This window comes from Bacteroidota bacterium (assembly GCA_016711505.1).
Classification (GTDB): Bacteria; Bacteroidota; Bacteroidia; order AKYH767-A; family 2013-40CM-41-45; genus JADKIH01.
This window is the reverse complement of the sequence record JADJSV010000001.1, coordinates 123835-135963: the sequence shown is the minus strand read 5'-3', so window position 1 is coordinate 135963 and position 12129 is coordinate 123835. Positions and strand designations below refer to the sequence as shown.

Genomic DNA, 12129 nt, shown 5'->3' with positions numbered 1-12129 from the left:
AATAAATCCTATGGGAAAAATCATAGCAATTGCCAATCAAAAAGGCGGAGTTGGAAAAACCACTACAGCAATGAATCTTGCTGCAAGTCTGGCCGTGTTGGAATATAAAACATTATTGATTGACAGCGATCCACAAGCAAATGCTACTTCCGGAGTAGGATTCGATCCACGTACAATAAAGACCAGCATCTACGAATGTATCATCAATGAAGCTGATCCGAAAGATATTATCCTGAAAACAGAAACACCGAATTTGTTTCTGCTTCCATCACATATTGACCTTGTAGGTGCAGAGATTGAAATGATCAATCTGTCGCAGCGTGAACGGAAAATGAAAGATGTGCTGGAGAAAATCAGAGCTGATTATGATTTTATCATAATCGATTGCTCACCTTCACTTGGACTTGTAACGATCAATGCGCTTACCGCAGCGGATTCGGTGATCATTCCGGTACAATGTGAATATTTTGCATTGGAAGGTTTAGGGAAATTATTGAATACGATTAAGATCGTTCAAAGTCGTTTGAATGCTGAGTTAGCAATTGAAGGAATTCTACTGACTATGTACGACAGTCGTTTGAGATTATCGAATCAGGTTGTTGAAGAAGTGAAAACACATTTTCAGCAAATGGTTTTTGATACGATCATCCAGAGGAATACAAAATTAGGTGAAGCTCCGAGTTTCGGACAAACCATTATTATGCATGATGCCACCAGTAAAGGCTCTGTAAATTATTTAAATCTTGCACGCGAGATCTTGCAGAAAAATAATCTGACGAAGATCAAAGAGGCGGACAAAAAAATTGCTGTAACTGATGACAATTAAAAAGAGCGCACTCGGTAAAGGGCTAAGTGCATTACTGGAAAGTTCCGATAGCGATGTTACATCGAATGTAAATTCCGCTGCAACCGGTGGTGTTGTAGGTTCTATAGCACAACTTCCATTAGAGCAGATTGAACCAAATCCATTTCAACCTCGTGTTGACTTTGATGATACTGCTTTAGGAGAACTTTCTACTTCGATAAAAGAACAAGGAATTATTCAGCCGATCACAGTTCGTAAACTTGGATATGATAAATACCAGATCATATCAGGTGAGCGTCGTTATAAGGCTTCAAAGCTGGCAGGTTTAAAAACAATTCCCGCATATATCAGAGTTGCCAATGACCAGGGAATGCTGGAGATGGCTATTGTCGAGAACATCCAGCGGGAGGATCTGAATGCACTTGAAGTAGCTTTGAGTTATAAACGTCTGATCGATGAATGCGGATTAACGCAGGAAGAACTCAGCGAACGTTTAGGAAAAAACAGAAGTACGGTAACAAACTTTTTACGATTATTAAAGTTGCCACCGGATATCCAGGCATCTGTACGTGATGGTAAAATATCGATGGGCCATGCACGGGCTATTTTAGGTGTCGAGGATATCGACAAACAATTATACATTTATCGTGAGATCCTGAATAAAAATCTGAGTGTACGCGATGTTGAATTGCTTGCAAGAGAGACCGGAAACAAATCGACAATTAAAAAGAAAAAGGACGAGATGAAAGATCAGCTTTCATTTGAGTTCAGCAAAATTCAAAATATACTGACAAGCCATTTCGGTGCTAAGATCCAGTTGCAGAGAGCGAATAATGGAAGCGGAAAGATTGTTATTCCATTTCAGAATGATGAAGATCTGAATCGCGTACTGGAATTACTTAATTACTGATCAGCGGTCAATTGCCGATGAAATCGACTATTGTCAAATTTCTTTTTTCAACTTTTATTTTTTTGTCGCTGGCATCAGTTTCAAATGCGCAAAGCGCTCAGAAAGATTCAATCAGCTTGAGTGCAAAACATCGTGCAAACCGTGCAGCATTATTTTCAGCTGTAGTTCCCGGTTTGGGACAAGCGTATAATAAAAAATACTGGAAGTTACCGATTTTGTATGCAGGTTTCGGTACATTATACTACTTCATCAGCACCAACAATACAGAATTCAAGAAATATAAATCAGCTTTGATTCTCAGAAACGATAACGATTCAACTACTATCGATCAGTTTCCAAGATTCAGCGATGCAGATCTTACAGTAAGAAAAGATTTTTACAGAAGAAACCGTGATCTGTGTTATATTCTTACCGGTGTTCTTTATACACTCAATATAATTGATGCCTACGTTGATTCGCAATTGATGGATTTTGATATCAGCGATGACCTCTCAATGCACACAGCCCCTACTCTGTTCCAGGCACCGGGAAGAAATATGCAGGCAGGCTTGCAACTAACTTTTACATTCAAATAGAACCATATAATTTCAAAAATAAAAAGACATGAAAATTGCATTGATAGGTTATGGTAAAATGGGTAAGACCATTGAACAAATCGCTTTAAGACGCGGACATCAGATCGTATTACGTGTTGATGTAAACAATTCAAAATATATCGACACAGGTGATCTGAAAGGTGCCGATGTGGCAATCGAATTTTCGCGACCGGATTCTGCTGCAGAGAATATCAGAAAGTGTTTTAAAGCCGGAGTACCTGTCGTTTGTGGAACAACAGGCTGGTATGACCAGCTTGATGCAATTTCAAAAGACTGTAAAGAATCGGCAGGTTCATTTTTCTATGCTGCCAATTACAGCATCGGAGTAAACCTGTTTTTTGAAGTCAATAAAAAATTAGCGCAACTGATGAATTCACAAACTCAGTATGACGAAGTTCTTATTCATGAAAGTCATCATCTTGAAAAACTTGATTCACCGAGTGGAACTGCAATTACTATTGCCCAGGATGTGATTGACAATATTGACAGAGTAAAACACTGGGTAAATTATAAAACAGATGAAAGTGTGACTATGGGTGCTGAAAGTGATGGCGAATTGCCGATCTTTTCAACCCGTGAAGATGAAATTCCCGGAACTCATATCGTGAAATATTTTTCTGATGTTGATGAAATAGAAATTATACACAAGGCATTAAGCAGACAAGGTTTTGCAATCGGTGCATTGACAGCAGCAGAATGGTTGCAAGGGAAAAAAGGAGTCTTTACAATGAAAGATATGCTTCAACTGTAGGTAATTCCATAAAGTAATGGTACTTATGATTGTTTAACATCGGTTTAACAAATAAAAGTGCGATTAAAACGTATTTTGGTAGCAATCAGGATACTAATAGAAAAATCAAACTAAATTCATAATATTGTTTTAGTTTACCACGAAAATAACCACCAAAACACAACGATGAGCAGATTCAAAATAAACTGGGATCTTATAAAGGATATCATATTCGGAATATTTACTGTAGGAGTCTGGTTCCTTCTAAAATCAAGACCGGGACAAAGAAAATCAGCAACACGTGAATGGATCGATGCAATCATCTTTGCGGTAATTGCTGCAACGATCATCAGAACGTTTTTCATTGAAGCATATACTATCCCAACTCCATCCATGGAAAAATCGTTGATGGTTGGTGATTTTCTATTTGTATCAAAAGTAAGTTATGGTGCGCGCGTACCGATGACTCCGCTTTCATTCCCATTTGCTCATCACACTATGCCATTGGTTGGTGGAAAATCTTATCTGGAATGGATCAAGATCGGTTACCATCGCTTACCGGGATTCGGTGATGTAAAACGTGGTGACTGTGTTGTCTTCAACTGGCCAGCAGAAAATGAAGGCCGTCCTATCGACAAAAAAGAAAATTACATTAAACGTTGCATTGGTGTAGCAGGTGATACAATTACTATCAGAGAAAGACAAGTTTACATAGGCAATAAACATTATCCGAATCCTGAATTTGCACAATCATCATATCATGTTATGACTGATGGCTCCGGATTCTCATATCAGGCTGTACAGCGCTTACAATTAAGAGAAGAACAGCTTTCTCCAACAGAATTTAATTTCCATCTCACAGCCAAAGAAGCTGATGAAATGAAAGGATTTGGAAATGTAAAACGAATTGAAGCCAACACTGTCCCTGCCGGTATCTATCAGGATTTTATTTTTCCATTTGATAATAGATTTAACTGGAATGTCGACAACTTTGGTCCGCTATATATTCCGCAAAAAGGTGCAACTATAAAAATTGACACTTCCAACATTTCACTTTACAGAAAAGTGATCGGTGAATACGAACAGAATAAACTGGAAGAACGCAATGGACAGATCATCATCAATGGTCAGGTTGCAACCAACTATACATTCAAAATGAATTACTATTTCATGATGGGTGATAACAGACACAACTCCGCCGATTCACGTTTTTGGGGATTTGTACCTGAGGATCACGTTGTCGGTAAGGCAGTGTTCATCTGGATGAGTTGGGATACTCATGGAGAGTTTTTGAGTAAGATCAGATGGAAGAGACTGTTTAATACGATTCCGACGCCGGATCTTTAAATTAAATTGAAAGTTTAAAGAAAAAATTTGCGAATCTTATTTGCAAAGAAAATTAAACACTGAGTGCACTAAGATCACAAGAAGACTACTAAGTATTCCGTGTTCTTATTGTGATCTTAGTGCACTCAGTGTTATAATTTTTTGTAAGAAATCAAGCGTATCCACCCCATCCGCATAATCCCAAAGAGCCGGTTCCTGCGTTTTTCCAAAACCTACCTGAAGATTTTTCAATGAAGGAGGCAACTGAGTTTTAGAAACAATACATTGCAACTGATCCTTAAGAGGAATTAATTTTTCAAACAACAAGCTTTCGTTTTCATATTTTTCATAATGTACAATGGAGATCGGCGACGGAATAACTTCCTCTTCCCTTATGATCAGAAAACCATTCTGCAAAAACGGAACTAATTTTAAGAGCAGCACTGAATTATTGTAATCGAAGTTGTTCATATACTTCGTATGATTCATTACTTCATTTTCATTGTAGATCGATTCGAAAAATTTATTGAAGTTGTAATCTTTCGGAACATACATTTTGGAAACATTTCTGCAACCTAATCCGAAGTATTGAAAAATGTCTTTTCCTAAAAGTGATAACTCATCGGTTGTTTCATCACCGGTGAGAATTGCAATTCCATTTCTATTTTTGCGAATGATGTGCGGATATTTTCCGAAATAATAATCGAAGTAGCGCGAAGAATTATCGCTCCCGGTTGCAATGACTGCATCGATTTCATTTAATTTCTCAACGAAATGAATCCGGGTTTTCAATTCCGGTTCGATCTCGATCAACAGTTTTGCAATCCATGGTAAAAGATATTTATCATTGGAAGAATTTTTTCCGTGATAGATATGACCGCTGATTAATACAGAGATGAGATCATGTAATCCGACAAAAGGAATATTTCCGGCATTGATAACCCCTATCCTTTTAGGAGATTGAAAAGAAATACTCTGATATGGTTCAAGCCAGCGTTCAATGTTGTTTTCAGTGAGTGCATCTGCCCATTGTGTCAAAGCGAGCAGAATATTCTTCTCCGTAAACCACCCATTCGATTGAAACGCTCTGATCATCACCTCTTTGAGGTCAGTAAAAGCAAGCGGATCAGCAGTATATTGATCAACTTTCGACTTTAATACAAGTCCTAGTTGTTTAGAAACGTTCTTAATATCATTCATTGGGACAAAGATAATACAGAGAAATCGAAAAGAAGATGGGATGTTGCTTTGATTTGAACTTTTTCTATTTATTTTTGTACAAATCTAAATAACCACAAAAGAATACAGATATGGCAATTATGATTACCGAAGAATGCATCAACTGTGGTGCATGCGAACCGGAATGTCCCAATAATGCAATTTATGAAGGCGGTGCTGAATGGCGCGCGTCAGATGGAACATCAGTAAAAGGAACTTTCAAGCGAATCGATGGCTCTGATATCGATGCAAGCGCACCTCAGGCTCCTGTTGCAATGGATGTTTATTATATCGTCCCTGATAAATGTACAGAGTGTGTAGGTTTCCACGATGAACCACAATGCGCTTCCGTTTGTCCGGTTGATTGTTGTGTAGACGATCCTAATTACCGCGAACCAAAAGAAGTATTGCTTGGCAAAAAAGAAGCAATGCACAGCTGACTAATTCCATAAAAAAATAATAAAGGCCGCCAAACGTTCATACTTTGCGGCCTTTCTTTTTATACGATGCTTTCAAAAAATATTTCTGTATTCTTTACTCTTGCTATTCTCGGTTTATTTAAACCGCACTTTAGTTCTGCGCAAAATTCAGATTCATTGCATGTATTGATTCAGAAAATGCAACGTGGAGAAAATGATTCCATACGAACAAATGCTGCCAGTGAATTTCAAAAGCGCTTTACAGATAGTCTGAATAGCGCAAATTCTTTTGAAAATCCATTCACTGATTTCAAAAATGTATCTATAGTAAAAGATGCAGAGAATCGTTTCAAAATTTATTCCTGGACTTTCCCGAATTACGCAGGAGATAAGTACATGTATTTTGGTTATGTGCAAATCAAAGAAGAGAAGACAGACAGTATCCTGACTTTCCTTCTCTCCGACTCAACTTCCATCATTCAAAAACCTGAATCAGAAAAATTAAAAGCTGATCGCTGGTTTGGTGCTGCATATTATGCAGTCAACAAAGTGAAGTACAAAGGAAAAAATTATTTCGTTTTGCTTGGATGGAAAGGTTTCAATCAGCAGATTACTAAAAAAGTAATTGAAGTGTGTTACATAGATAAAGGTGAACTGAAATTTGGTTTTCCATTGTTGAAATCAGGTTCCGTTTATAAAAATCGTTTGATCTATTCTTTTAATTCGCAAGCTTCAATGTCTATGCGATTTGAAAACAATGGCAAGAAAATTATTCTCGATCATATCAGCACTCCTCGTTCAAAATCCACTGATGTTGATCTCTCCTCTCAAGCCGGACCGGATGGAACGTATGATTCGTTCAATCTGAAAAAAGGGCGGTATGTGTTGGATAAGGATGTGGATGCGAGGTCGGAGACGGCGCCAGTGAAGGAGTTGCCTCAGCCTACTGAAAAATAACGAAATCGAAATTTTCCCAAATTAACAGGAATTATTAATTCATTTCAATGTGACATTTTAAGTCACATTAGTGCGCTTTTTATTAAATTCGCGCACCAAAACAATCTCGTATAAATGGAGAATTTAAAACTATTCATCCCCGGTCCTACCTACGTTCATCCTGATGTGCTTGCTAAAATGGCAACACCCATGATGGGTCACCGGACTCCGGAAGCGTCTGACTTACAACGGAACATCTCCAATAAACTCAAGCAATTGATGTTTACTCAGAACAAAATTGTATTGAGTACATCTTCAGGGACCGGTTTAATGGAAGGTGCAATTCGTTCAGCAACTAAGAAGCGAGCGATCGTTTTTTCTGTAGGAGCTTTTGGGAAAAGATGGCATGAACTGGCTAAACTGAATGGTATTGAAGCAGATCTTCACGAAGAGATCTCCGGTCATCCGAATATGCCGGAAACAGTTGACAAATATCTGAAGACCGGAAAATACGATGTTGTTACTTTAACACATAATGAAACTTCAACAGGCTTGATGAATCCCATCGATGCTATTGCTGAAGTGATCAGAAAATATCCGGATGTAGTTTGGTTAGTAGATACTGTGAGTTCATTAGGTGGTGCGAAAATTGAGGTTGATCGTTTGGGAATTGATGTTTGTATTTCTTCATCGCAAAAAGCACTGGCACTTCCTCCGGGATTGTCACTGGCATCTGTGTCTGATAAAGCTGAAGAACGATTCAAGAGTATTGGTCACAGAGGTTATTATCTCGATTTTCTGACGCTGTGTGAATTCATCGACAAGAAAGATCATCAGTATTCCTGCACTCCTTCTTTGTCACACATGTTTGCAATGGACTTCCAACTCGATCGCATCATGAAAGAAGGAATTGAGAATCGTTTCATCCGTCATATTGAAATGGCTGAATACATGATCAACTGGGCAAGTCATTTTTTCAAATTGCATGTTATGCCCGGATTTGAATCGATGACCGTGACGACGATAGAGAATACGCGAAACATCAATGTCGCAGAACTCAACAAAGAACTTTTGAAAGAAAACATGGTCATCTCAAATGGCTACAACGAATTAAAAAATAAAACTTTCCGCATCGGTCACATGGGCGATCTTACGATCGATGATCTCATTGTATTGACTGAAGCAATGGAAAGAATCTTAAAATTAAATTGATCTAAAAAAAATACGATGGCAATTCTAAAACCTTTCAAAGGCATTCGTCCGACGAAAGAAAATGTATTGAAAGTAGCAAGTAAACCATACGATGTATTGGATGAAAAAGAAGCGCGTAAAGAAGCTGAAGGTAATCCTATCTCCTTTTATCATGTCATAAAACCTGAAATCGATTTTCCTGATGAGCACGATCATTACACTCCCGAAATTTACGAGAAAGGTATTTCGAATTTCAATAAAATGGTGAAAGATGGTGTGTTCTTTACGGATGATAAAGAATATTACTACATCTATGCACAAACTATGAATGGCCGTCGGCAATATGGAATTGTTGGTGCTGCATCAATTGATGATTACTTCAACAATGTTATAAAAAAACACGAACTAACTCGCCCTGATAAAGAAGAAGACAGAAAGAATCATGTTCGTTACAGCAAATTGAATTACGAACCGGTTTTCTTTGCATACCCGAATTTACCTGCACTTGATGAGATCGTCAATGAAGTGATCAAGTCAGAACCCGAATATGATTTTACAACGGAAGACAAGATCAGTCACACCTTCTGGATCGTGAAAGGCGGTAAGCAGATTGCAGACATTACAAAACATTTCGCTTCACTTCCGGCAACTTATGTAGCAGACGGCCATCACAGAACCGCAGCAGCAGCATTGGTCGGAAAAGAAATGAAGGAAAAAAATCCGAATCATACCGGTAAAGAAAATTACAATTATTTTCTTGCAGTACATTTTCCGGACAATCAACTTGCCATTATGGATTACAACCGGGTTGTAAAAGATCTGAATGGAAATTCCAAAGAAGAGTTTCTGGAAAAATTGAAATCAGGTTTTGAGGTGGAAGAAAAAGGAACAAGCGAATTCCGTCCCATACACTTGCATGAATTCGGAATGTTTCTGGAAGGAAAATGGTATTGCCTGAAAGCAAAAGACAATACTTACGATAACAACGATCCGATCGGAGTACTTGATGTAACAATTCTTTCCAAACAAGTACTTGAACCGATTTTAAATATTAAAGATCTGCGAACAGATAAGCGAATAGAATTTGTCGGCGGACTAAGAGGATTGGGTGAACTTGAAAAGCGTGTGAACAGTGGCAATATGAAAGTTGCATTCGCACTTTATCCGGTTACAATGAAACAACTGATCGACATAGCAGACGCAGGATTAACAATGCCGCCGAAGGTGACTTGGTTTGAGCCGAAGTTACGGAGCGGGTTGGTTTTGCATTCGCTTGGTTAATTTGGAAGTGATTTAGAAACTTCGCATTAAAATCAATATGTATATATTTTTTCTAATGATTGATGCATTTGATTTAATAATTGTTGATTTCAATTATAAATTTATTTTATTGACGGTTGCCCGTCGATGATGAATATCGCGCCTTCATTTCGATGGGCGTTGCCCGTCGCTGACGAATATCGCGCCTTCATTTCGATGGGCGTTGCCCGTCGCTGACGAATATCGCGCCTTCAGCGCTATATGTTTTTTATTGGAGCCCTGAAGGGCGATATACACAACCGCAATGGAAGATCGTTTAATCACATTCCAACATTTTCAACAACTCACCACCAATCGGCGAATATCTCGAAGGAAAGACAGCAACCAACCGTCCCTCTTCATCGATCAAAAACTTCCAGAAATTCCACATTGGAACCTGATCGTTCCAACCGTTGAGTTCGGAATTGGTGAGCCAGTGAAAAATCTGATTTTTATCTGAACGTTTAACTTTTGTTTTCTTAAAGACTTTAAAAGTTACACCAAAATTTACTTTACAGAAACTCTGGATCTCTTCATTACTACCCTGCTCCTGTTTACCAAAATCGTTGCACGGAAAAGCTACCAAATTCAGTTTGTCTTTATTTTCAACCGACAATTTTTCAAGATCAGTATACTGATATGTGTAACCACAAGCAGAGGCTGTATTCACGATCAGTAGTTTTTTACCTTTGAACTCTGAAAGGTTAACAGTCTTCCCTTCATCATCAACAAAAGTCCGGTCATAGATTGACTTCAGGTTACTTTTATTACCTGAATATTTCCTGAATGCAAACAGGAAATTTTTGATAGCATATTTAATCGACTTAACTTTTTTACTTATTGACATACTTTAATTGAAATAAAATGAATTTTTCCACAATGATACCATTAATAACAATCTTTAGCCATATTTGTTCCTTTCAATCAGTAAAAGTTACTTTACACCCCGATGATCAATCTCCTTAACTACCAGAGGATCCTTTCTGAACTCAAGCCCTTTAACGCACAGCTGGTTGCAGTTAGCAAGACAAAACCTGTTGAAGCAATTAAAGAACTTCAGAGTCATGGACAACATGTTTTCGGGGAGAATTACGTGCAGGAATTGCTGGAAAAGGCAATGAAAGTTGATGGCGTAGAATGGCATTTCATAGGACACTTACAAACTAATAAAGTTAAGAACATACTACCTGTCACAAAGCTGATCCATGGAGTTGATAGTCTGAAATTACTGGTCGAGATCAATAAACAAGCACAAAAGCAGAATATCATGGCGCATTGTTTATTGCAAATTTACATTGCCACCGAAGACACCAAGTTCGGATTGAGTTTCGAGGAAGCAGATGAGTTTTTCAACGGATCATTATTACCGGATCTGAAAAATATTACCATCAAAGGTTTTATGGGTATGGCTTCAAACACGGAAGACAATGATCTTATCAGAACTGAATTTAAAACACTTCGACAGTTTTACGACAAACATAAGTCGCATGGATTAGATACACTTTCCATGGGAATGACAAGCGATTACATGATCGCTTTGAATGAAGGAAGCACAATGATCCGCATTGGATCGGCAATATTTGGCTCAAGAAGTTAATGACATGTTGAACCCAGGAATATTTTTCGGTTTACTTACAACACTTTCATGGTCATTCTGCATTTTTCCATTCACACAAGCAGCAAGAAGATTAGGATCGAATTCTCTGAATCATTTCAGACTATTGCTCGCATTGTGTTTCATAACAATCATCAGTTTCGCAGTAGACTCAAAAGCATTCAGTGAAATATTTTCTTCTGAATATACTCAAGCCTGGCTATGGCTAGGACTATCCGGAATAGTTGGATTAACAATAGGAGATTATTTTGCCTTCGAAGCGTACTCTGTTTTAGGTGCCAGGCTAGGAAGCGTCCTGACAACCTTTGCTCCTGCTGCTGCACTTTGTCTGGCCTGGATCTTGCTCGACGAATCACTTTCATACATTGGCATAATCGGAATTTTTATAACGATCATCGGAGTAAATTTTATCAGTCTGGGTAAAAAAGAAAGAGATAAAATTCCAACTCATCAGCAATCAAAAATAACAATAGGAGTAATTGCAGGAATTCTCTCAGCCTTTTGTCAGGGTGCCGGATTAGTTCTGGCAAAAAAAGGAATGTTGATGGAAAAAGAACTGGCTATTACTATCAACCCTTTTCACGCAACATTTATCAGGCTGACAATTGCAACATCCTCCTTATATCTCCTCACGATTTTTCGTGGGAAAATAAAAACAGTGATGAAACCACTCTTTGAAAATAAAGATGGTGGGATCAAGTTTGCAATTGCCGGAACGATTTTCGGACCGACATTAGGGGTATCTCTATCCCTATTTACAGTTTCATTGATTGAACCTTCAATTGCACAAACTATTTTTTCATTGGTCCCAGCCTTCGCTTTATTCGTTGCAAGAATATTAACCAAGGAAAAGATCACCTTTCAGTCGTTACTGGGAGTTACAATAGCTATGTCGGGGGTGATTATTTTAATTTGGAGGGATAGGATTCAAGAGTTACTTTAGTAACCAATAAATAAAAATAAAACACTTAGATCACTAAAATTCGTCACAAGATCACTTATGAAAAAAAGTATCACTTGTGTTCTTGTGCTAAAAACTTAGTGATCTTAGTGTTAAAATTTCAATAAACCTCTTCGGAAAATA

At 38.0% G+C, this 12129-nt stretch carries 13 protein-coding genes; 11 read left to right on the top strand and 2 right to left on the bottom strand.

Annotation, left to right across the window (positions count from 1 at the left end):
• The first annotated feature begins 10 nt into the window (after positions 1 to 10).
• The 5 genes from IPL24_00595 (at position 11) to lepB (ending at position 4388) form a co-directional block, all read left to right on the top strand.
• Positions 11 to 826 carry a ParA family protein gene (locus IPL24_00595; GenBank protein MBK8362217.1) on the top strand — a complete coding sequence of 272 codons (816 nt, stop codon included), beginning with the start codon at positions 11 to 13 and terminating at the stop codon, positions 824 to 826.
• Positions 816 to 1715 (top strand): ParB/RepB/Spo0J family partition protein, encoded by a 900-nt coding sequence (locus IPL24_00590; protein ID MBK8362216.1) that lies wholly within the window; start codon positions 816 to 818, stop codon positions 1713 to 1715. Before IPL24_00595 ends, IPL24_00590 begins: the two co-directional genes overlap by 11 nt.
• A 17-nt stretch (positions 1716 to 1732) precedes the next feature.
• Positions 1733 to 2290: a hypothetical protein gene (locus IPL24_00585; protein ID MBK8362215.1), complete on the top strand. Its 558-nt coding sequence runs from the start codon at positions 1733 to 1735 to the stop codon at positions 2288 to 2290.
• Positions 2291 to 2318: 28 nt separating this feature from the next.
• The gene (dapB, locus tag IPL24_00580) at positions 2319 to 3062 is read left to right on the top strand and encodes a 4-hydroxy-tetrahydrodipicolinate reductase (GenBank protein ID MBK8362214.1); all 744 of its coding nucleotides are present in this window, start codon (positions 2319 to 2321) and stop codon (positions 3060 to 3062) included.
• A gap of 165 nt (positions 3063 to 3227) precedes the next feature.
• Positions 3228 to 4388: a signal peptidase I gene (gene lepB / locus IPL24_00575; GenBank protein MBK8362213.1), complete on the top strand. Its 1161-nt coding sequence runs from the start codon at positions 3228 to 3230 to the stop codon at positions 4386 to 4388.
• A gap of 105 nt (positions 4389 to 4493) precedes the next feature.
• On the opposite strand, the gene IPL24_00570 is transcribed toward lepB, so the two are convergent.
• A complete protein-coding gene (locus tag IPL24_00570) occupies positions 4494 to 5567 on the bottom strand; it encodes an acyl-CoA reductase (GenBank protein ID MBK8362212.1) in 1074 nt (357 codons plus the stop codon).
• 110 nt (positions 5568 to 5677) lie between these two features.
• Here IPL24_00570 and IPL24_00565 point away from each other — a divergent pair, with 110 nt between their 5' ends.
• The 4 genes from IPL24_00565 (at position 5678) to IPL24_00550 (ending at position 9412) form a co-directional block, all read left to right on the top strand.
• Complete coding sequence (locus IPL24_00565; GenBank protein ID MBK8362211.1) at positions 5678 to 6025, top strand: 4Fe-4S dicluster domain-containing protein; 348 nt, start codon at positions 5678 to 5680, stop codon at positions 6023 to 6025.
• A 66-nt stretch (positions 6026 to 6091) separates the two neighbouring features.
• Complete coding sequence (locus IPL24_00560) at positions 6092 to 6961, top strand: hypothetical protein (GenBank protein MBK8362210.1); 870 nt, start codon at positions 6092 to 6094, stop codon at positions 6959 to 6961.
• Positions 6962 to 7075: 114 nt separating this feature from the next.
• A complete protein-coding gene (locus IPL24_00555) occupies positions 7076 to 8152 on the top strand; it encodes an alanine--glyoxylate aminotransferase family protein (protein ID MBK8362209.1) in 1077 nt (358 codons plus the stop codon).
• A gap of 15 nt (positions 8153 to 8167) precedes the next feature.
• The gene (locus tag IPL24_00550) at positions 8168 to 9412 is read left to right on the top strand and encodes a DUF1015 domain-containing protein (protein MBK8362208.1); all 1245 of its coding nucleotides are present in this window, start codon (positions 8168 to 8170) and stop codon (positions 9410 to 9412) included.
• A 295-nt stretch (positions 9413 to 9707) separates the two neighbouring features.
• On the opposite strand, the gene IPL24_00545 is transcribed toward IPL24_00550, so the two are convergent.
• A complete protein-coding gene (locus IPL24_00545; GenBank protein ID MBK8362207.1) occupies positions 9708 to 10277 on the bottom strand; it encodes a glutathione peroxidase in 570 nt (189 codons plus the stop codon).
• A 102-nt stretch (positions 10278 to 10379) separates the two neighbouring features.
• On the opposite strand from IPL24_00545, the gene IPL24_00540 reads away from it, so the two are divergent.
• Both IPL24_00540 and IPL24_00535 read left to right on the top strand, forming a co-directional pair.
• A complete protein-coding gene (locus tag IPL24_00540) occupies positions 10380 to 11027 on the top strand; it encodes a YggS family pyridoxal phosphate-dependent enzyme (protein ID MBK8362206.1) in 648 nt (215 codons plus the stop codon).
• A 4-nt stretch (positions 11028 to 11031) separates the two neighbouring features.
• Positions 11032 to 11988 (top strand): DMT family transporter, encoded by a 957-nt coding sequence (locus IPL24_00535; protein ID MBK8362205.1) that lies wholly within the window; start codon positions 11032 to 11034, stop codon positions 11986 to 11988.
• Positions 11989 to 12129: the final 141 nt, after the last annotated feature.

Excerpts from the sequence above, each read along its gene's own strand:
- dapB (MBK8362214.1), top strand. The coding sequence starts at position 2,319 with ATGAAAATTGCATTGATAGGTTATGGTAAAATGGGTAAGACCATTGAA.
- IPL24_00560 (MBK8362210.1), top strand. The coding sequence starts at position 6,092 with ATGCTTTCAAAAAATATTTCTGTATTCTTTACTCTTGCTATTCTCGGT.
- IPL24_00595 (MBK8362217.1), top strand. The coding sequence starts at position 11 with ATGGGAAAAATCATAGCAATTGCCAATCAAAAAGGCGGAGTTGGAAAA.
- IPL24_00550 (MBK8362208.1), top strand. The coding sequence starts at position 8,168 with ATGGCAATTCTAAAACCTTTCAAAGGCATTCGTCCGACGAAAGAAAAT.
- IPL24_00555 (MBK8362209.1), top strand. The coding sequence starts at position 7,076 with ATGGAGAATTTAAAACTATTCATCCCCGGTCCTACCTACGTTCATCCT.
- IPL24_00535 (MBK8362205.1), top strand. The coding sequence starts at position 11,032 with ATGTTGAACCCAGGAATATTTTTCGGTTTACTTACAACACTTTCATGG.
- IPL24_00545 (MBK8362207.1), bottom strand. The coding sequence starts at position 10,277 with ATGTCAATAAGTAAAAAAGTTAAGTCGATTAAATATGCTATCAAAAAT.
- IPL24_00540 (MBK8362206.1), top strand. The coding sequence starts at position 10,380 with ATGATCAATCTCCTTAACTACCAGAGGATCCTTTCTGAACTCAAGCCC.
- IPL24_00565 (MBK8362211.1), top strand. The coding sequence starts at position 5,678 with ATGGCAATTATGATTACCGAAGAATGCATCAACTGTGGTGCATGCGAA.
- IPL24_00570 (MBK8362212.1), bottom strand. The coding sequence starts at position 5,567 with ATGAATGATATTAAGAACGTTTCTAAACAACTAGGACTTGTATTAAAG.
- IPL24_00590 (MBK8362216.1), top strand. The coding sequence starts at position 816 with ATGACAATTAAAAAGAGCGCACTCGGTAAAGGGCTAAGTGCATTACTG.
- lepB (MBK8362213.1), top strand. The coding sequence starts at position 3,228 with ATGAGCAGATTCAAAATAAACTGGGATCTTATAAAGGATATCATATTC.
- IPL24_00585 (MBK8362215.1), top strand. The coding sequence starts at position 1,733 with ATGAAATCGACTATTGTCAAATTTCTTTTTTCAACTTTTATTTTTTTG.